This window comes from Halococcus sp. IIIV-5B (genome assembly GCF_003602035.1).
GTDB lineage: Archaea > Halobacteriota > Halobacteria > Halobacteriales > Halococcaceae > Halococcus > Halococcus salsus.
Window position 1 is genome coordinate 1 of sequence record NZ_QZWE01000036.1, and the last position, 18,762, is coordinate 18,762.

Sequence of the window (18,762 nt, forward strand, 5' to 3'; positions counted from 1 at the left end):
CCCTCGCCCATCGTCTCGGTGAGTTCGAGGTTGCGCTGGGTGGTGGCGTCGAGCGTCACGCCCTCGGTGGCGTAGGGCTGGAGGCGCGTCATCGAGGCGAGGACCCCGATACCGGTGTCCTCGACGTACGAGAGCACCGCGCCCGCCGCCCGGATCGCGCCCGTCGAATCGGCGAGGCCCACGCTCGAAAGCGCCGCCGCGCCGAACTGGTCGTCGACCATCGCACGCGCCCGACCCGGCTCGAACGCCTCGGTGGCGTGGAGCGAGAGCGACGCCTCCGTCCCACGGAGCCGTTCGAGAAGCGCGTCGTCGCCGCGGACCTCTGGTCCGGGCAGTATCTCGGCGGGCGCGAAGCGGTAGCACTCGGTGAGGACGTCCTCGACGTCGCCGCCGACCTCGGTGGCGTGGAACTTTCCCGTGGTGACGTCCGCGAACGCGAGGCCGTAGCCCTCGCCCTCCCGGACGACCGCCGCGAGGTAGCGCGCCTCGGCGTCGGTGGTTTCGAGCAGGGTGCCCGGGGTCACGACGCGCTCTATCCGGCGGGCGTGGCCGCCGTCGGTCTCGTACTGGTCGGCGACCGCCACGCGAAAGCCACGCTCGACGAGCACCTTGAGGTACGGCGTGAGCTCGGTCAGCGGTACGCCCGCCATCGGATACGACGAGCCGTGGGCCCCCTTCTGCGAGACGGTGAGGTCGAGCTCCCGACCGACGAACTCGGCGTCGTCGGCGAAGAACTCGTAGAAATCGCCGCACTGCATCGCCAGTAGATCGGCATCGGTTTCGGCCTTGAGCGAAAGAAACTCCCCGACGATTCCCTCCGGCATATCCCGATCCGAGCGAGCCGCGCGCTAAAACCTGTGGGTTCCGTGGCTCGAACTCGGCCCGATGCGACTCGGTCGGGTTCGGTCCCGTGGAATGGGAAAACGCCAAATTGGCTACCCCGGTAGGTCGGGTGATGGTCGCCGGCATCGGGGAGGCAGCGGTCGGGCTCGTGACCGATTATGGACTAATAGTGCTGTTCGTGTTCATGTTCTGTGAGACCTCCCTCACCTTCCCGTTCGTCCCGAGCGAGCTCGTCCTCCCGGTTGGGGCCGCGGCGCTGGTCACGGGCCCCGCGAGCTTCCTCGCGTTCGTGCTGGTCGTGACCGCCGGCGCGACCGTCGGGAGCCTGTTCGCCTACTACGTCTTCGATAGGGCCTACCAGCCGGTGATCGACCGCTACGGCGCGTACGTCCACGTCTCGGCCGACGAGGTCGAACGCGCCCGCCGGTGGTTCCGGCGCTGGGGCGAGTCCTCGGTCTGTTGGGGGCGGCTGCTGCCGGTCGTCCGGTCGGTCATCTCGGTTCCGGCGGGGATCGCGGGGATGCACTCGGGGAAGTTCGCGCTCTACTCGGCCGCCGGCAGCGGGCTGTTCGCGACGGGCGTCGCGGCGGTCGTCGTCGCCGGGCTCGACGCGATGCCCTCACAGCTGGTGTTCGGCTGGCTCGGCAGCGCGTTCGGTCGGGGACTGGCGTACGCCCTCACGAACCCGGTCCCCGGCGTGGCGGCGGCCGGGATCGCACTGTTCGCCGTGCTGGCGACCAGAAACGCCTACAGCCGGTGGCTCTCGACCCGGTAACGACGACCCCCGCTGGCGAGATTCGACACGAAATGGTGCCCTACCGAACACGGAAATAGCACACCGGTTACTCGGCCGATTGGAGCGCGTCGCACAGCACGGTCAGCCGCTCGGCCAGCGTCTCGCCGTCCTCGGCGAGAAGTTTCGTCATCGCCTCCTTGCCGACCTCGCCGCGGTCGACGATAGCCACGGGCGTCCCGTCGGCCGTCTCGAACGCTCGGCGCGTCCCCCAGCCCATCGTGTTCCCCTCGTGCGTCTTCACGGTCTCGGGCTCCTCGCTTCGGTCGTACTCACCGACCGCCCAGTCGAGGTCGGCGAGCGCGGCCTCGATCCGGTCGTCGAACCGGCAGTTCGCGGCGAACCGGTACTCACTGTGGAACTCGCGGGCGGCGAGCAGGAACCGCGCGACGTGGCTCGATGCGCCGAAACGGACCCCACGATTCGGCTGGATTCCCGACAGGGTTCGGGTGATCCGCCCCTCGACCGCGGCGGTCTCAGTGGGGGCCTCGGCGTACGGCGTCGCGCCGACGACGTTCATGCCGACCTCCGGTACGAGGGGTGAGACGTCACGCTCGACGAGGTGCTCGACGCAGTTCGCGACGGCCTCGGCGGTCGTCTCCCGCGCCGCACGCTCCCGGAGGTGGGCGAGGTGGTGGACCGCGCCGGGCCCCTCGCCGACGTCGAGCGGGTAACGGATGGCGCGCGCCATCAGCGAGAGCCCGGCCTCGACTGCCCCGTCGAGCGAGTCGCCGCGAGCGAGGTGGGCCGTGATCGCACTGGAGAGGGTACAGCCCGAGCCGTGGGTCGCCTCGCTCTCGACCCGCGAATGTTCGAACGTCTCGTGTCCGTCGGCGGTGACGAGGATGTCACGCACCATTTCGTCGTCCGTCGGGACGTGCCCGCCCTTGACGAGTGCCGCGTCGGCACCCAGCGCGACCAGTTCCTCGCCGACCTCGCGGGCGCTCGCCTCGTCCGTCGGCTCGGTCCCGGTGAGGACCGCGCACTCGTCGGCGTTCGGCGTGACGAGGCTGGCTTCGGCGATCAGGGCCTCGTAGGCCGCCTCGCCATCCGGTTCGAGCAGGCGGTCGCCGGAGGCCGCGACCATCACCGGATCCACGACGAGCGGTGCGTCGAGGTCGCGGGCGTAGTCGGTGACCCGCTCGACGACCTCGCCGGTCGCCAGCATCCCGGTCTTGACCCCCCCGAGGTCGAAGTCGGTGGCGATAGCCTCGTACTGGGCGTCGATCTCCTCGGTCGGGAGGACGTGGACCGAGTTCACACCGCGGGTGTTCTGGGCGGTGGTCGCACAGACCACGCTGGTTCCGAACGCGCCGCAGGCCTCCATCGTCTTGAGGTCGGCCTGGATCCCCGCGCCGCCGCCCGAATCGCTGGTCGCGATCGTGAGACAGACCGGCGGCGAGACCGGTGCCGGTCGGTGGGTCATTCGCCCCCCGCCGCACGTTCCGCGAGCGCGTCGACGGTGGCCCGGCACGGGTCGTGCTCGGGGTGAACCTCGCAAGCCCGCGTGGTGGCCCCGCGGTTCGGATGGACGTGGCCGTCGAGGAGCCGTCGGTCGACCGTCCCGAGAGTGCTCATACCGAGTGATATCATCGAGTGTTACTTAGCGGTGGCGCTTGCGTCGACGGTCGGTCGACGGCGATTCCGGAAGCCGCCACCCACAGCACAACGTATTATCCGCCGGAGAACGTACGGCGATCATTCGACCATGAACGAGGGAGCGACACCGACGGTGGCGGTTCTCGGCGGGGGTATCGGCGGGCTGAGCGCGGCCCAGGAGCTCGGCGAGCGCGGTTTCGACGTCGCGGTCTACGAGGCCAACGACCGCTTCGGCGGCAAGGCCCGGAGCGTGCCCGCGGCGTTCGACGACGGTCCCACGCTCCCCGGCGAGCACGGGTTCCGTTTCTTCCCCGGGTTCTACTGGCACGTCACGGACACGATGGCCCGGATCCCGGACGGCGACGGTTCGGTGGCCGACAACCTGGTGCCGACCTCCGAGACCCTCATCGGCTCCGTGACCGACGACGAGGTCGTCTCCTCGACGCGAACGCCGCGCACGCCGGACGAGTGGGTGGGACAGCTGAAACCCGGGATCGCCGGCGACGGGGTCTCGGGGGCCGAGGCGGGCTTCTTCCTCGAACGCCTCCTCGTGGTGGCCACGAGCTGTCGGGAGCGGGTCGAGGAGGAGTTCGAGGCGGTGACGTGGTGGGAGTTCATCGACGCTGACGACTTCTCCGAGGGCTACCGGCGGAACCTCGGCCGGAGCACGCAACTGTTGGTCGCGCTCGACCCGAAACGCGCGAGCGCCCGTACCGTGAGCAAGATCTACATCCAGCTGCTGCGGGGCGCACTCGACCCGTCGCTCGACGCCGAGCGCATCCTCTCGGGTCCCACCAGCGAGGCCTGGATCGACCCCTGGACGGACTACCTCGACTCGCTCGGGGTGGCCCTCCACCCCGGCCACCGGCTCACCCACATCGCGTGTGACGGCCGGCGGGTCACCGGCGCGACCGTCGAGACCGACGGCGAGGAGCGCGAGATCGAGGCCGACTACTACGTCGCGGCGCTCCCGGTGGAGGTCATGGCGAACCTGGTCACCGACGACCTGGTCCGGGCCGCACCGTCGCTCGCGGGGATCGAACAGCTCGACACCGCCTGGATGAACGGCATCCAGTTCTTCCTCCGCGAGGACGTGCCGCTGGCGCACGGCCACCAGATCTACCCCGACTCGCCGTGGGCGCTGACCTCGATCTCCCAACAGCAGTTCTGGGACGACTACGACCTCCGCGAGCGCACCGACGGCGCGGTGGGCGGCGTGCTCTCGGTCATCGTCTCGGACTGGAACACACCGGGCATGGTCCACGACAAACCCGCGACGGAGTGCAGCCCGGAGGAAGTCCGCGAGGAGGTCTGGGCCCAGCTCACCGCCCACCTCGACCGCGAGCGCGAGGGACTGACCGAGGAGAACGTCTACGACTGGGCGCTCGACCCCGCACTCAGCCCCACGGATGGAGGGATGGCGAACGAGGAACCCCTGCTCGTGAACACGGTCGGGTCGCTCCACCACCGGCCCGAGGCCGACACCGAGATCGAGAACCTGACCCTCGCCGCCGACTACGTCCACACCAACACCGACCTCGCCTGCATGGAAGGCGCGAACGAGGCCGCCCGTCGGGCGACCAACGCGATCGTCGCGCGCTCAGGGATGCGCGCCGACCCCTGCGAGGTCCACGACCTCACCGAGCCCCGCGTGTTCGAGCCGTTGAAACGTCAGGACGAAGTCCGCTATCGGTTCGGACTCCCCCACCCTGGCGAGGCCAGAAAGAACGCCTCGCGGCTGATGCGTCGACTCCGTCCGCGGGTCTGACCGTTCTCAGCCCTCGACCAGTCGTCGGAGGTGTTCGGGCGGGACCGCGCCGCGGGCGGCGTGGCCGTCGTAGGCGAACGTCGGCACGCCCGTGACCCCGACCTGCTGGGCGTCGGCGAACCGCGCTTCGAGGTCGGCCTCGCGCTCGGGGTCCTCGACCGCCTCGCGGAGCTCGTCGGTCGGGATACCCATATCGTCGGCGAGGTCGGCGAGGACGTCCGGATGGCCGATGTCGCGCTCGTCCTGCCAGAGCGCGTCGAAGACGGCTTCGTGGAACCCCTCGAACTGCTCGGGGTACCGCTCGCGAACGAACAGCGCGGCCTGCTGGGCGGGTTTCGAGTCCACGTCCGTCGCGAGCGAAAGCGACATTTCGACGTCGTACTCGTCCTGGAGGCGCTCGACGTTCTCGCGCGCCTGGGCGTAGTAGTCCTCGTCCTTGCCGTCGTCGGCGTCGGTGTCTATCTCGCCGTCGGGGCCGCGCTTGCCCGCTCGAAGGTCGAACGGATGCCACTCGACGTCGAGAGGCTGGTCGCGCTGGTCTCGGTACTGTTCTAGCGAGGCCTCCCCCAGATAACAGAACGGACAGACGTAGTCCGCGTACATCGTGAGCGTTTCTGACTGACGGGTCGCGGCGTCGTGACTCATAGCGATGAAAGACGCTCGCGACCGAAAAGGGGTCGGCTTACTTGCCGCGGTTGCGGTCGCTGTTGATGCTCGGACGGGTGTGCTCCGCGCCCTTACCCTTCTCGCCGAGGCCACGGCCCTGCGTGCCGGCGCTGGTGAGGCCGCGGAACGCCCGGCCGCGGTGGGAGTCGTCACAGATCCACGAGAGGTCGTCGTCGTTCTCGATCGCGGGGTGTTCGGGGTCGACGAGGATCACCTCGAACCACTTCTGGCTCCCGTCCTGGCCCACCGGATAGGAGTTCAGGACGCGGAGATTGCGGAACTTCCGGCTGGCGCGCTCCTCGCCGATGCGCTGGATGGACTTCCGGCGCGTGACGCGGTTGACGCCCTGGCGCTTGGTTCGCCGGCCCGCGGTGTGGCGCTGTTTGCGCGCCGTCCCTTTGCGCACGGCGACCCGCGCGAGGACGATCCCCTGTTTGGCCTTGTAGCCGAGCGAGCGCGCCCGGTCGAGCCGCGTCGGGCGCTCGATACGCTCGATGGCACCCTCCTGCCGCCACTCCTGGAGGCGTCGCCACTGGAGCTCGGCCTGCATCTCGTTTTCGGGGTCGTGCCACGCGTCGCCGATGTGTGAATAGAAGCTTCGTGCCATGATATGCCTCCGGGCGTTGGTGGTTCAGCCACGCGGTCTCGGCCGCGCAGGCCACATACCGTCCTGTTGTGCGCGCCGCACCGAACAGGTGCCCGCCGGTGCCCGTCGCCTGCGAGTTGGCCTCCCTTCGGCGATCGCGCTGTTAAGGCCTTCGGAACCGCGAGACGCGTGCGAGAGGCTGTCGAACGAGGCTCGAAGTACTTAAACCGCCGTCGGGTGCAAGCCGTACCCCCAACATCGGAACGGGTGTCGGGGCCAGTGATGTTCTCGAAACCGACAGCCCGCGACCGCATCGTACCGCGAACGCACCGAGCGGAGGACGACCGATGACCGCCGCACTCACGGCGTTCACCGCGGTGCCGCTCCAGACCGGTTCGATCGCGTATCTCGCGGTGGTGTTCATCGTGCTCGCCATCATCGCCTACGTCGCCGGGGCGCAGGGTATCGCTGGCCTCACCGCCGAGATCGCCCGGATCCTCATCATCGTCTTCGTCATCCTCGCGATCCTCTCGGTGGTCCTGAACTTCCTCTGAGGACCACGCCAAATTTTTTCGAGCAAGGGGTCGTCGGTGACCGCATGAACCGAGTGTTGAGTGCCGGGACCGCGCTCACGGTGACCGGGCTCGCGGGCTACGTCGTCGGTATCGTCGCCGCGTACCCGGGGCGGGCGTTCTCGATCACGGGTATCATGGCGGGCGTCACGCTCTCGGTCATCGGGCTGTGGGGCGCGCCGGAGGCCACACCGTGATCACCGCGATGAGCGCCACGGCAACCGGCGTCACCGAACGCGACGGGATCGAGGACGTCCGTGCGGCCGACGGGACGACCTGGATCCGGGCGACCGATACGACCCCCGACGAACGCCAGCGGCTCCGCGAGGCGTTCGACATCGACCCGCTCGCGACCGAGGACGTGATCGACACGGTGCGACCGAAGACCGAGGAGTACCCGGACTACACGTTCGTGTTGTTCAAGACCGCCCGACTCGCGACCGGCGACACCGCCTTCCGCGACGAGGTCGAGACGACGCCCGTCGGGCTGTTCGTCGGCTCCGACTGGCTGGTCACGCTCTCGGTGACGCCCGTCGAGGCCGTCGAGCGGGTCTGGGGGCTGGTCCGCGACGGCCGGCTCAACGACGACACCGGCGCGGACCGCATCGCCTACCGGGTCATCGACGGGATGGTCGAGGGCTACTTCGACGTCCTCGACGAGCTCGAGGACGGGATCGAGACCATCGAGGAGGCGGTGGTAACGCCCACCGACACCGAGGTACTCGAATCGATCAACGAGATCCGGCGCGAACTCCTCTCCTTCCGGCGGCTGCTCTGGCCCTCCCGCGAGGCGATCGGGGTGCTCGCCCGCGGCGACGCCGCCGGGATCCGGCCCGACTCGGAGAAGTACTACCGCGACGTCTACGACCACCTCGTCCAATTGGTCGAGCTCACCGTCACCTATCGCGACCTCGCGTCAGGGGCGCGCGACATCTACCTCAACACCCTCTCGCAGTCGACAAACGAGGTGATGAAGACCCTCACGGTGGTGGCCACGGTCGTGTTGCCGCTCACGCTCGTCACGGGCCTCTACGGCATGAACTTCGAGACCATGCCCGAGCTCGCGTGGCCGCTCGCCTACCCCGCCGTCCTCCTCGGGATGGTCGTCGTCGTGGTGATCCTCGTCGCGTACTTCAAACGGGAACGGTACATCTGAGGCGGGTCGACCGGACCCGATCGGAGCGTCCGGCGGGACGCAACACCAACAGTTACAATCCCCGACGGAGCAGTATCGAAGCAATGAGCGATATCACGGTGTACGACGACCGGCTCGCCGACCAGGTGGCGGGCGAGGGGTTCGCGGTGGCGGTCGTGACCGCCACGAAACCCGACTTCTACAAGCAGGCCCCCGTCGTCACGGCGGCGCGTCGCCAGGGGCTCCCGTGTTTCGTACTCCACACCGGCCAGCACCACGACGACCTCCTCGGCCACGGGCTCGCGGAGTACGGCATCGCCGACAGCGTCGCGGTCGACCTCGGTATCCGGGGCGGGCTCTCCGAGAAGACCGCCCAGCTCACGAGCCGTATCGCGAGCTTCGCCGACCACCTCGACGAGCACTACCCCGACACCACCGTGTTGCCCATCGTCCACGGCGACACCCTCGCTGCCGGTATCGTCCCACAGGCGTGGGCGTTCGCCACCAACCAGTTCGTCGCCCACAACGAGGCCGGCCTCCGGGGGATGTCGCCGACCTTCGAGAACCACACGGATCCTGAAAAGTTCATCGAGGACCAGTGGAACGGCGAGTGGTCGCTCAACCGAACCGAACCGTTCCCCGAGCAGTACGACACCTTCGTTGGGTCTGCAGCTTCGGTCTATCACTTCGCGCCGACCGAACTCAACCGCGAGCACCTCGTGCGCGAGGGCTACCCCGAGGAAGTCGACGGTACGCCTCGAATCCCGGTCGTCGGCAACTCCGTCGTCGACGCGATCGAGATGAAGGCCGACGAGGACCTGGAGGAATCCGTCTTCGACGTCTATCCCATTCTGGAGGAGCGCGACGACTGGATCCGGGTCGACATCCACCGCCGGGCGAACCTCCTCCCCGACCGTTTCGAGGCGATCGTCGACTGCGTGGTCCGGCTGGCCGAGGCGGGCTACAACGTCAACTTCGTCGAGCTCACGGCCACGAAACGCGCGCTCGAGAACTACGGCCTTCGTGATCGCATCCTCGACCTCGACGACGAGCACGACAACTTCCTCTTCACGGGCCTCTGGAAGAAGCACGCCCACGTCTACGAGTTCCTCCGGTCGGGCCAGTGTTTCGCCGAGCTCACCGACTCGGGCAGCATGCAGGAGGAGCTGAACCACATCGACGAGGCGGTCTGCCTCACCGCGCGCTACAACACCGACCGGCCGGAGACGGTCTTCGACGCGGGCACCAACCTCCTCGTGCCGCCGACGACGGGCGAGGCGATGTTCGACCTCGTCGAGCACGTCCACGAGACCGAATCGGTTCGCGACCAGCTTCGAACGGGCGAGTCGATCTACGGCGCGAACGTCGGCGAGACCATCGTCGAGTTCCTCGACGACCGCCGTGACGACGCCCCGTTCGAGTGGGCCCACGAACGCCTCGGCTTCGACGGTGACGAGCAGGGCTTCGAGTACCTCTGACCGACGAACCGGCGTCGACTCGTCCCCGGACACGAAACGGTATCGACCGGAGGACGAGCCACTTATCCCTCCCTGCTGTGGTGAAACGAACGATGGAGACGGCAGACACACCACGGATCGGTATCATCGGCCTCGGGAGCTGGGGGTCGTACCACGCGACCCGGTTGACCGAGGGCGACGCGAGGCTCGCCGGCGGGGTCGACATCGACGCGACGGCGCGCGAGCGCTTCGAGGAGCGCTTCGACCGCCCGACCTACGGGAGCCTCGACGAGCTGGTCGATGCGGGGGTCGACGGGATCGTCGTCACGACGCCGAACCGCTACCACGAGGAGCAGGCGGTCGCGGCGTTCGACGCCGGCTTGGACGTGCTGCTCGAGAAACCGCTCGCCCACAGCCTCGACAGCGCCGAACGGATCGCCACCGCCGCACGGGATGCGCCGGGGACCTGCATGGTCGGGTTCAAGAACCGCTTCCTGCCGGCCGTCGAGGTCGTGAAGGGCTACCAGGACCAGGGTCGGTTCGGGGAGACCACCCACGTCGAGGCGAACTACGTCCGCCGGCGCGGCGTCCCCGGCCGCGGGTCGTGGTTCACACGGAAGGACGCGGCGGGCGGTGGCTCGCTCGTCGACATCGGCGTGCACGCGATCGACCTCGCGCTCCACTTCCTGGACTTCCCCGAGATCGAGACCGTGCTCGGCCAGACGCGGAGCCAGTTCGGCGGTCGCGAGGACTACACCTACCTCGACATGTGGGGCGAGGACTCCGGTCCGGAGGCCTTCGACGTCGACGACTCCACGTCGGCCCTGCTGACCTGCACGGACGGCCGGACGATCGCGCTCGAATGCGCGTGGGCGGCCGACCGCGAACCCACCGACGAGTTCGTGATCCAGGGTACGGAAGCGGGGGCGACGCTCGACCGCGGCAGCGGGGCGCTCACGATCCACGAGGCCCACGACGTCGGCGCGCCGCACTTCGTGAACGCCGAGGTCGAGACCAAGGAGGTGAACCCCATCGCGGCCGAACAGCGCGCCTTCGCGACGGCGATCGAGACCGGCACGCCGCCGGAGCGCAACACCCCCGAGCAGGCGCTGGCCGTCCAGCGGGTGCTCGACGCCATCCAGCGCTCCAGCGCAACCGGCGAAGCAGTCTCCGTCGAGTAATCCTCACTGCTTCAGAAGTCCCCGGTGACGATGTCCGCGACCCGCTGCCGGTCGAAGAGCCGGTCGTCGCCGGTGACGTTTCCGAACGTCTCCGGGTAGATCTGCTTCGCGCCCCGTTCGGTCAGGAACAGGTTGTGGATCGGGCCCTGATTCAGGTAGCCGCCGCGGTAGACACGGCCGTTTCGCACGGCGGCGAGCTGGCTGCCGACGGGGTGGTCCTCCATGTACGCGAGCACCGTCTCGCGGAACTCGCTCGCGGTCTTTCGCTCGTGGCCGCGAACGAGGAGGACCGTTGGATCGACCTCCAGGAGGGTCTCGTAGTCCAGTTCGCCGCGGTTCGTGGTGCTGAGGTTCTCGATGTCGGTCCCGGCGAGCGCGTCGGTGACCCCGAGGTCGCGCCACTGTTTCTTGCTCGTGCCCGTGTCGGTGAGCCGATACGGCGAGAACGTCTCGGGTTCGTCGGTCGCCTCGTAGGTGAGCAGAACGTCGGGTCGTTCGGATTCCGACGGGAGCTGTGACCGAACCCTTCCGATGAACTCGTCGTGGAGCCGCTCGAACGCCCGATAGCGATCGTGTTGTTGGAACACCGTCGCGACCGTCTCGAACGCCTCGTAGAGGGTGTAGTACCGGTAGTCGTGCCACTCGTCCGAGCGCCGGAAGATCAGGTTGCCGACGAATGGCGCGACGTTGGTGGCGATCTCCTCGACGTCCGCCTGACGCCACTCGAACCAGTTGACCAGCATCCGCGGGTCGTAGAGGTGCACGTCGTTGTCGAGCTCGTAGAACTGCTCCTTCGTCTGCACCTCCGGGTTCCGCTCGACCGCGTCCCGACCGACGTTCACACCCGGCAGCTCGTCGTAGACGTAGGTGTAGTACCGGTCCGCGTCGCCGCTGCCGGTCATGCCGCCGGCCTGCCCGAGCGCGACGGCCATGTCCGCGTAGCCACCGTCGTAGGCGATCCAGCGTTCGGGGACCGTCTCGAAGCGTACCTCCCCGACCGGTGCCATCGAGACGGTGTAGGACCGACCGTCGCTCGTCGTGGACCCCGTCGTCCTCGTCGTCTCGTTCCTCGTCGCCGAGGTGTTCGCGGTCGAACCGTCGCTACAGCCCGCGAGCAGCCCACCGCCGACGACCGCACCGCCGTACTTCACGTACTCCCGTCGTGTCGGTGCCCGGCTGCGGCCCGTGTTCCGTCCCATGCGTTTTAGGTATGCCTAAAGTAGAAGGGTGTTTCGATTCCGCTCGGTCGGGGGCGTCGACGGGAGGGGCGGAGCGGGACGAGTTCGCCGACGGATGATCGCGGATCGACAAATCGCTTCGCTCATAACGAAACTTCGTTGTCGATTTAGGCAAGCTTAAGTTTCGAAAGCCACAACGAACCGTCGATGAACGGATCCAATCAGGACTGGTGGCCGGACCGGTTACGGCTCGAGATCCTCGACAACGACACGCGTCCCGGGGACCCGATGGACGAGGAGTTCGACTACGCCACGGAGTTCGAGAAACTCGACCTCGACGAGGTGAAGACGGACATCGAGGACGTGCTGACCACGTCCCAGGACTGGTGGCCCTCGGACTACGGTCACTACGGCCCGCTGATGATCCGGATGGCGTGGCACAGCGCCGGCACCTACCGCGTCTCGGACGGCCGCGGCGGGGCCGCCGACGGTGCCCAGCGCTTCGCTCCCCTGAACAGCTGGCCCGACAACGCCAACCTCGACAAGGCCCGTCGACTGCTCTGGCCGGTCAAGGAGAAGTACGGGAAGAAGCTCTCGTGGGCCGACCTGATCGTTCTCACCGGGAACGTCGCCCTCGAATCGATGGGCTTCGAGACGTTCGGCTTCGCCGGCGGTCGCGTTGACGCCTTCATGCCCGACGAGGCCGTCGACTGGGGCCCCGAGGACGAGATGGAGGTCACCGACCCCGACCGCTTCGACGAGGGCAAGGACCTGAAGAACCCGCTCGCCAACACCGTCATGGGCCTCATCTACGTGAACCCCGAGGGCCCCTACGGCGAACCCGACGTCGAGGGCTCGGCACACAACATCCGCGAGACATTCGACCACATGGCGATGAACGACGAGGAGACGGTCGCGCTCATCGCCGGCGGCCATACCTTTGGAAAAGTCCACGGCGCGGACGACCCCGAACACCTCGGCCCCGAACCCGAGGCCGCCGACCTCGAAGAACAGGGTCTCGGCTGGAAGAGTGACTACGAGTCCGGTCGTGGGCAGGACACGATCACCGGCGGCATCGAGGGTCCCTGGACCAGCGCGCCGACGAACTGGGACATGGGCTACCTCGACAACCTGCTCGACCACGAGTGGGAGGCCCACAAGGGCCCCGGCGGTGCCTGGCAGTGGCGGCCGGTCGGCGGGGAACTCGAAGGGACCGTCCCCGAGGCCCACGACGCGGAGTCGACGGTCGACCCCATGATGCTGACGACCGACGTCGCGCTGAAGAAGGACGACGACTATCGTGACGTCCTCGAACGGTTCCAGGACGACCCCGAGCTGTTCCGGGAGTCGTTCGCGAAGGCGTGGTACAAGCTGATCCACCGCGACATGGGCCCACCGTCGCGATTCCTCGGCTCCGAGGTGCCGGACGAGGAGATGCTCTGGCAGGACCCGATCCCCGACGCCGACTACGAGATCGTCGACGAGGACGCGATCGAGACGCTCGCGAACGAGATCCGCGACTCCGGGTTGACCACCTCCCAACTGGTCAGAACCGCGTGGGCGTCGGCGTCGACCTACCGCGAGAGCGACAAGCGCGGGGGCGCGAACGGCGGCCGGATCCGCCTCCGACCACAGCGCGATTGGGCGGTCAACCAGCCCGACGAGCTGGCGACCGTGCTCGACACGCTCGAAGGGATCCGCACGGCGTTCAACGAATCACGGGACGACGGCACGCAGGTCTCGCTCGCCGACCTCGTCGTGCTCGGTGGCAACGTCGCCGTCGAGGACGCGGCGGCCGAGGCCGGTCACGAGATCGAGGTTCCGTTCGAGCCGGGTCGGACGGACGCCTCCCAGGAGCAGACCGACGTCGAATCCTTCGAGGCGCTCAAGCCGGTGGCCGACGGCTTCCGGAACTACCGCTCCGCCGAGGCCGACCAGCCGGCCGAGGAGCTGCTGGTCGACAAGGCGGAACTCCTCGACCTGACCGTCCCCGAGATGACGGCCCTGGTCGGCGGGATGCGCGCGCTGGACGCCAACTACGACGGCTCCGACCTCGGTGTTTTCACCGAACAGCCGGGAACGCTGACCAACGACTTCTTCGCGACCCTGCTCGGGATGGACGCGGAGTGGGAGTCGGCCACCGAGGACGACTACCGCTTCGAGGCCTACGACCGCGACACCGGCGAACTCGTTCGGGAGGGCACCCGCGTGGACCTCGTCTTCGGGTCGAACGCCCGACTCCGCGCCGTCGCGGAGGTCTACGGGGCCGACGACGGCGAGGAGAAGTTCGTCGAGGACTTCGTGGACGCGTGGCACAAGGTCATGACCCACGACCGCTTCGACCTCGAATAGGTCACCCGCGACGGTCTCGATCCACTCGGTTTCGAATCGATACGATGAATCCGCTTTTTCGCTGAACTGCGCTTTCGACCGACCTGATGGCTCGTTCGCTTCGGATCGAATTCGAAAGCACCGATCGGTGCGGGGGATACCGGACGTCAAACGAAGTGAGATATCACCGGTTAGAAGTCGCCGTCGACGATGTCGACGACCCGCTGGCGATCGAACAGCCGTTCTTCCGGCGGGATCGCCGGATACCCACCCTCGGTGTACGTCGGCCACTCCCCGAATCGGTCGGGGAACAGTTGTTTCGCGGTCATCTCGAGCTGGAAGAGGTTCATGACCGGGCCCTGCATCCCGTATCCCGAGGGATAGTACCGCTCGTTCCGGAAGGCGGGTACATCGTCGGCGAGGGCGTCGTCCACGATTTCCGACCGGTTCTCGAGAAACGTTTCCCCGAGTGCGGTCCCCCAGTAGCGTAGAACGACATCCGGCTCGACTTCGACCAGCGCCTCGTAATCGTAGGATCCGTCGCTGCTGGGGTCGATGCCGGCCTCGGTGAACGCGTTCGTCATCCCGAACGGACGGAGGTGGTTCCAGATGTACCCCTGCTGTGTGAAGTCGTACGGCCAGAACGTCCCATCCGTGTAGGCGATAACCGCCACCGACGGTCGTTCGGACGCTGGCGGGAGATCGGCCGTGATTCGACCGACGAGGTCGTCGTGCATCGACTTGAACTCCCGGTAGCGCTCTTCTTCCTGTAACACGGCGGCGAACTTGCCGAGGTACTCCCAGAGCGAGTAGTACTCGTAGTCCTTCCGGCATCCCTGTGGGGGCTGGCCGTTCGTCCGGCTGTAGTAGTTTCCGAACCACGGTCCGATGTCCGCCTCGATCCGCGAGAGGTCCTCGGTGTCCCACCCGAACGCGCTGCTCCGCAGGAGACATGGGTCGAGAAAGTGGATGTCGCTATCGAGTTCGTAGAGGAGCTCTTTGTCGAGCGTGTTGGGGTTCCCGCTCGGCGTCACACGACCGAGGTCTCCCCACTCGAACTCGACCCCATCGAGGCTATCGTAGTAGTACCCGACCGTGTTCCCGAACAGTTGTTTGTCGTATCCGATGGCGTTGATCGAATCACCGTGACCGAACGCGACGGCGGCACCGGCGGAGATCGGGTAGTACGCCAAGAAGCTCTCGGGGACGGTATCGAGCGCGACGTCACCGACCGGTGAGAGGGTCACCGAGTAGCCCTCGTCCGCGGCTGTCGAGGTGTCCGTCGCAGCCCCACCACTGGCCGTCTCGGCTGGCGTCGATCCGGAGTCGAACTGCCCCCCACACCCGGCGAGCAGGCTCCCGCCGACGACTGCCCCGCCGTACTTCACGTACTCCCGTCGCGTCGGTGCTTCGTGGTGGTCGCGGTCGTCGGACATACGATTTAGGCTCACCTAAACGAGCAAAAGCGTTCCGGAATTCGGCCAGCCGAACCCTGTCGGTGTGGCGCTCCACAGGTGCGGACGAGCTATCCCGGTGAGATCGGTTTCCGTTCACCTCGGGGCAGGGAGCCGCTCAGTACGGTTCTTCTACGTGCCATCGACGAAGGGTGATGGAACGGCCGTATTCGCAGCGGATCGCTCGTTTCTATATCGTCGTATGAGATTCATCGTGGTCGAATCGGACCCGAAACAGTGACCTCACAAGACACTTACCGGATGTCGAAAAACGGTCCGCGATGGCCGCTCCCACCGATTCGATAGGTTCCTCACTGAAATCGAGACCATGGGCACGCGAACTCGGGTTTCTCGCCCCGCCGCTGTTCGCCGCGCTCGTCGTCTACCTCGCGTACCTCCTCACGCATCCGTATCCCGGGCTCGGTGCGGGGCTGTTCTCACTGGTGGCCGAGCGGATCGGTGCCAACGGCTACGGACTCCCGACCCGGATCCCATACTACACCACCCACGGGATCCCGTTCGCGTATCCGCCGCTGTTCCTCTACGTCTACGCGGCACTGCTCGACCTCACTGGCGTGGGGCCGCTCGCGCTCACCCGGTTCGTACCGGGGCTCTACGTCTTCGGCTCCGTCGTCGCGACGTACGCGCTCGGACGCGAGCTCCTCACGACACGGTGGCAGGCCAGCGTCGCGGGGGTGGCGGTCGCCACGAGTCCCGCGGTGTTCCGGATGGTGCTGACCGCGGGCGGCATCGTACGCGCCCCCGCCTTCGCGGTGATGATGGCCGGGCTCGTCGTCGGCGTGAAGCTCTTTCGGACCCACCGCCGGCGGTGGCTGGTCGCTGCGGTCGGCTGCTTCGCGCTGACCACCCTGAGTCACCCCGTCAGCGCGGCGTTTCTCGGGTTCAGCTACCTCGTGTTCTTCGCCGTCTTCGACCGCACACCCCGCGGGTTCGGCTACGGTGCGGTCGTGGCGGTCGGCGGGTTGGTCTTGGTGGGTCCGTGGCTCCTGACGGTCGTCTCGCGCCACGGTGTCGACGTGTTCGTCCAGGCGTCGAGCACCCACGGCGGGCTCGGGCTGAAGCCCCTCCAGCTCGTCACGTTCTGGTACAACCCGAAGTTCGCCTTCCCATCGGTGTGGGCCGTGTTCGTCCTCGTCGGCGGGTGGTACCTCCTCGCCGACCGGTCGTACCCGCTCCTCGTCTGGTTGGGGCTCTCGATGCTGTTCTTCCCGCGCCGGATGGCGATGGTGGTCGGCGTGCTCGTCGCCGCCGTCGGGGTCTGCCGGGCCGCACGCGCCACCCAGCGGATGCGAACGCGGGTCTCGCCCTCGGTCCCGATCCGACCGGCGACGGTGCTGGTCGTCGTGCTCTGTCTCTACGCCGCCGGAACCGGGTCGGTCTACGCCGCGAACTACCCAGGTATCGACGGCCCCTCCTCGACCCAGATGTACGTCGACGACGACGATATCGAGGCGATGGAGTGGGCAGCGGCGAACACACCCGAGAACGCCTCGTTCGCCGTGGTCGGTGACACCGCCGAGTGGTTCCCGTTGTTCGCGAAGCACACGTCGGTGCTCACGTATCGGGGGGCCGAGTGGCTCGATGGCGAGGATCAGAACGAACGGATGCGGGCTATCGGTGCGGTCGCCGCGTGTGACGACGCCGCCTGCCTGACGGACCGGCTCGCGGCGGCCGACCGCTCACCCGACTACCTCTACCTCTCGGCGGACAGCTACTCCGCGAACTACGATGTCCGGGCACAGTCGACGGCGATGCGGCCCTCGCTCGTCCGTTCGGCGCGCTACGAGATCGTCTTCGAGAACGACGGCGCGCTGGTCGTGAAGGTCGTCGACTGAGTCGGCACCGTTCGATATCGGAGCCCGCGGTTCAGCGGGCGGTGTGGTCCGAGATCGAGTCGAAACGGTCGTCGGCGATCGCCCGGGCGATCCCGGTCGAATCGAGCGCGTCCGGGGTCAGGCGCGGGTACTTCCGTTCGAAGTAGCCGAGGAGGTTCTCGACGTCCCGGCGGAGCAGGTCGTCGGCGTTCGGGTGGTCGGTCGGAACCGCCTGCGGCCAGTCGAAGACGGTGATGCCCTCGTTCGAAACCGCGACGTTGTACTCGCTCATGTCGGCGTGGACGTAGCCCGCGGCGTAGGCGGTCTGCATCTCCCGGAGCACGAGCTCACAGACACCGATGACCTGGTCGTCGGTGAGCGCGGCCTGCGAGAGTTCGACACCGTCTAGCTTGCCCATCACCACCGCGTGGCGGTTCTGGTCGACCGGTCGTGGCACCGAGACGTCGGGATAGAGGGCTTCGAGCGCGCCGTACTCGCGTTCGGCGGCCTTCCGGGCGGTGTACATCCACGAGACGTGGTCGTTGTCCGAAGTGTAGTCGCGCTCGCGCATCACCTCTCGGAAGTTCGTATAGCCCTCACGGTGGAACTTCAGCGCGAAGGAGGTGTACGAGGAGACCTCGTAGACGTCGCTCTCCTTGCCCACACCGAGGGGTGCGCCGACGCCCTCGATGGTGCCGCGCTCGGCGAAGGTGTGGAGCGCGAGCGCATCGTAGCCCTCGAAGGTGAGTTTGTAGCCCTCGTACTGGATCGTCCGGCGTTCGAGCAGCCCCCGGTCGGCACACCGGTCGAGCCGGTAGTCGACGTTCTCGGGTGTGAGGTCCGAGAAGTCGGCGAGCTTTCCGCGATTCACCCACTCGCTGAAGCGCATCCCCTGCTCGACGCCCGAGAGGAGGTAGAAGTCCTCGGGTTCGAGCGCCGCCATCTCGCTCGCGACGTTCTGGACCATTACCTGCCGTACGCCGCTCGTGGGTAAAAACGCCGCGTGCCACCGTCGATAAATCCTATATTGGGATACAAAATCGGAGATTCATCCGTTGGTGTTGGATGGGGCGGAGCGGCTGCGGTGCTGTGGCGGTGGGATGCTGTCGGCGCGCGGGAGCGCCGGAGGCGCGACCCGTGCGAGGGATGAGCGGAACGAGCGGAGCGAGTGAAGCGAATCGGTTGGGGAGAGTGTGGCCGTCGTGGGGCGGTGGCGGAAGCAGTGCGGTTTCTCAGTTGTGGCGGGATTAGTAATCGCGCTCGTTTCGCTGGCGGATCGAATCTTGTAGTCGCGCTCGTTTCACAGACGAGTCAGATCATAGAACTCGACGGCGGTTCGCGGACACGTTCGGGGACCTCACACT

At 67.4% G+C, this 18,762-nt stretch carries 16 protein-coding genes and 1 pseudogene; 9 read left to right on the plus strand and 8 right to left on the minus strand.

The genetic code is table 11. The features are described from left to right. Window positions 1–824, minus strand: a pseudogene (locus D3261_RS17145) (DNA mismatch repair protein MutS); the annotation flags it as partial. A 131-nt stretch (window positions 825–955) separates the two neighbouring features. On the opposite strand from D3261_RS17145, the gene D3261_RS17150 reads away from it, so the two are divergent. Further along, window positions 956–1,618: a DedA family protein gene (locus D3261_RS17150; RefSeq protein ID WP_120074475.1), complete on the plus strand. Its 663-nt coding sequence runs from the start codon at window positions 956–958 to the stop codon at window positions 1,616–1,618. Between the two features lie 67 nt (window positions 1,619–1,685). Here D3261_RS17150 and thiD read toward each other — a convergent pair whose 3' ends face one another. Beyond that, on the minus strand, window positions 1,686–3,062 hold the full coding sequence (gene thiD, locus D3261_RS17155) for a bifunctional hydroxymethylpyrimidine kinase/phosphomethylpyrimidine kinase (RefSeq protein WP_120074477.1): 1,377 nt from the start codon (window positions 3,060–3,062) through the stop codon (window positions 1,686–1,688). After that, window positions 3,059–3,214 (minus strand): AIR synthase, encoded by a 156-nt coding sequence (locus D3261_RS17160; RefSeq protein ID WP_120074519.1) that lies wholly within the window; start codon window positions 3,212–3,214, stop codon window positions 3,059–3,061. Before D3261_RS17160 ends, thiD begins: the two co-directional genes overlap by 4 nt. 130 nt (window positions 3,215–3,344) lie before the next feature. On the opposite strand from D3261_RS17160, the gene D3261_RS17165 reads away from it, so the two are divergent. Beyond that, a complete protein-coding gene (locus tag D3261_RS17165; protein ID WP_120074478.1) occupies window positions 3,345–5,003 on the plus strand; it encodes an FAD-dependent oxidoreductase in 1,659 nt (552 codons plus the stop codon). Window positions 5,004–5,009: 6 nt separating this feature from the next. Here the strand turns inward: D3261_RS17165 and D3261_RS17170 are convergent, their stop codons facing one another. Then, entirely contained in the window at window positions 5,010–5,648 is a 639-nt protein-coding gene (locus D3261_RS17170; RefSeq protein WP_120074480.1) for a DsbA family protein, read from the minus strand. 37 nt (window positions 5,649–5,685) lie between these two features. Further along, entirely contained in the window at window positions 5,686–6,276 is a 591-nt protein-coding gene (locus D3261_RS17175) for a 50S ribosomal protein L15e (RefSeq protein WP_120074481.1), read from the minus strand. Window positions 6,277–6,602: 326 nt separating this feature from the next. On the opposite strand from D3261_RS17175, the gene D3261_RS17180 reads away from it, so the two are divergent. The 5 genes from D3261_RS17180 (at window position 6,603) to D3261_RS17195 (ending at window position 10,600) form a co-directional block, all read left to right on the plus strand. Continuing rightward, a complete protein-coding gene (locus D3261_RS17180; RefSeq protein ID WP_120074483.1) occupies window positions 6,603–6,809 on the plus strand; it encodes a DUF1328 family protein in 207 nt (68 codons plus the stop codon). A 44-nt stretch (window positions 6,810–6,853) separates the two neighbouring features. Next, a complete protein-coding gene (locus D3261_RS20435) occupies window positions 6,854–7,024 on the plus strand; it encodes a hypothetical protein (protein WP_192927989.1) in 171 nt (56 codons plus the stop codon). Next, window positions 6,997–7,983, plus strand: coding sequence for a magnesium/cobalt transporter CorA (gene corA / locus D3261_RS17185; protein WP_120074485.1), 987 nt, complete (start codon window positions 6,997–6,999; stop codon window positions 7,981–7,983). The genes D3261_RS20435 and corA overlap by 28 nt, the downstream gene beginning before the upstream one ends. Before the next feature lie 83 nt (window positions 7,984–8,066). Beyond that, window positions 8,067–9,440 carry a UDP-N-acetyl glucosamine 2-epimerase gene (locus D3261_RS17190; RefSeq protein WP_120074487.1) on the plus strand — a complete coding sequence of 458 codons (1,374 nt, stop codon included), beginning with the start codon at window positions 8,067–8,069 and terminating at the stop codon, window positions 9,438–9,440. A 92-nt stretch (window positions 9,441–9,532) separates the two neighbouring features. After that, complete coding sequence (locus D3261_RS17195; RefSeq protein WP_120074521.1) at window positions 9,533–10,600, plus strand: Gfo/Idh/MocA family protein; 1,068 nt, start codon at window positions 9,533–9,535, stop codon at window positions 10,598–10,600. An 11-nt stretch (window positions 10,601–10,611) separates the two neighbouring features. Here D3261_RS17195 and D3261_RS17200 read toward each other — a convergent pair whose 3' ends face one another. Beyond that, complete coding sequence (locus D3261_RS17200) at window positions 10,612–11,799, minus strand: ABC transporter substrate-binding protein (RefSeq protein WP_120074489.1); 1,188 nt, start codon at window positions 11,797–11,799, stop codon at window positions 10,612–10,614. Between the two features lie 186 nt (window positions 11,800–11,985). On the opposite strand from D3261_RS17200, the gene katG reads away from it, so the two are divergent. Further along, on the plus strand, window positions 11,986–14,130 hold the full coding sequence (gene katG / locus D3261_RS17205) for a catalase/peroxidase HPI (protein ID WP_120074491.1): 2,145 nt from the start codon (window positions 11,986–11,988) through the stop codon (window positions 14,128–14,130). 170 nt (window positions 14,131–14,300) lie between these two features. On the opposite strand, the gene D3261_RS17210 is transcribed toward katG, so the two are convergent. Next, window positions 14,301–15,545 carry an ABC transporter substrate-binding protein gene (locus D3261_RS17210; RefSeq protein ID WP_120074493.1) on the minus strand — a complete coding sequence of 415 codons (1,245 nt, stop codon included), beginning with the start codon at window positions 15,543–15,545 and terminating at the stop codon, window positions 14,301–14,303. A gap of 299 nt (window positions 15,546–15,844) precedes the next feature. Between D3261_RS17210 and D3261_RS17215 the strand changes: the two genes are divergently transcribed. Next, window positions 15,845–17,419 carry a hypothetical protein gene (locus D3261_RS17215; RefSeq protein WP_120074495.1) on the plus strand — a complete coding sequence of 525 codons (1,575 nt, stop codon included), beginning with the start codon at window positions 15,845–15,847 and terminating at the stop codon, window positions 17,417–17,419. Between the two features lie 31 nt (window positions 17,420–17,450). On the opposite strand, the gene D3261_RS17220 is transcribed toward D3261_RS17215, so the two are convergent. After that, window positions 17,451–18,365 carry a serine/threonine-protein kinase RIO2 gene (locus D3261_RS17220; protein ID WP_120074497.1) on the minus strand — a complete coding sequence of 305 codons (915 nt, stop codon included), beginning with the start codon at window positions 18,363–18,365 and terminating at the stop codon, window positions 17,451–17,453. Window positions 18,366–18,762: the final 397 nt, after the last annotated feature.

Coding starts and splice junctions, on each gene's coding strand:
- D3261_RS17150 (WP_120074475.1), top strand. CDS start 956: ATGGTCGCCGGCATCGGGGAGGCAGCGGTCGGGCTCGTGACCGATTAT.
- D3261_RS17210 (WP_120074493.1), bottom strand. CDS start 15,545: ATGTCCGACGACCGCGACCACCACGAAGCACCGACGCGACGGGAGTAC.
- D3261_RS17215 (WP_120074495.1), top strand. CDS start 15,845: ATGGCCGCTCCCACCGATTCGATAGGTTCCTCACTGAAATCGAGACCA.
- D3261_RS17200 (WP_120074489.1), bottom strand. CDS start 11,799: ATGGGACGGAACACGGGCCGCAGCCGGGCACCGACACGACGGGAGTAC.
- D3261_RS17160 (WP_120074519.1), bottom strand. CDS start 3,214: ATGAGCACTCTCGGGACGGTCGACCGACGGCTCCTCGACGGCCACGTC.
- D3261_RS17220 (WP_120074497.1), bottom strand. CDS start 18,365: ATGGTCCAGAACGTCGCGAGCGAGATGGCGGCGCTCGAACCCGAGGAC.
- thiD (WP_120074477.1), bottom strand. CDS start 3,062: ATGACCCACCGACCGGCACCGGTCTCGCCGCCGGTCTGTCTCACGATC.
- D3261_RS17180 (WP_120074483.1), top strand. CDS start 6,603: ATGACCGCCGCACTCACGGCGTTCACCGCGGTGCCGCTCCAGACCGGT.
- katG (WP_120074491.1), top strand. CDS start 11,986: ATGAACGGATCCAATCAGGACTGGTGGCCGGACCGGTTACGGCTCGAG.
- D3261_RS17195 (WP_120074521.1), top strand. CDS start 9,533: ATGGAGACGGCAGACACACCACGGATCGGTATCATCGGCCTCGGGAGC.
- D3261_RS17170 (WP_120074480.1), bottom strand. CDS start 5,648: ATGAGTCACGACGCCGCGACCCGTCAGTCAGAAACGCTCACGATGTAC.
- D3261_RS17190 (WP_120074487.1), top strand. CDS start 8,067: ATGAGCGATATCACGGTGTACGACGACCGGCTCGCCGACCAGGTGGCG.
- D3261_RS17165 (WP_120074478.1), top strand. CDS start 3,345: ATGAACGAGGGAGCGACACCGACGGTGGCGGTTCTCGGCGGGGGTATC.
- D3261_RS17175 (WP_120074481.1), bottom strand. CDS start 6,276: ATGGCACGAAGCTTCTATTCACACATCGGCGACGCGTGGCACGACCCC.
- D3261_RS20435 (WP_192927989.1), top strand. CDS start 6,854: ATGAACCGAGTGTTGAGTGCCGGGACCGCGCTCACGGTGACCGGGCTC.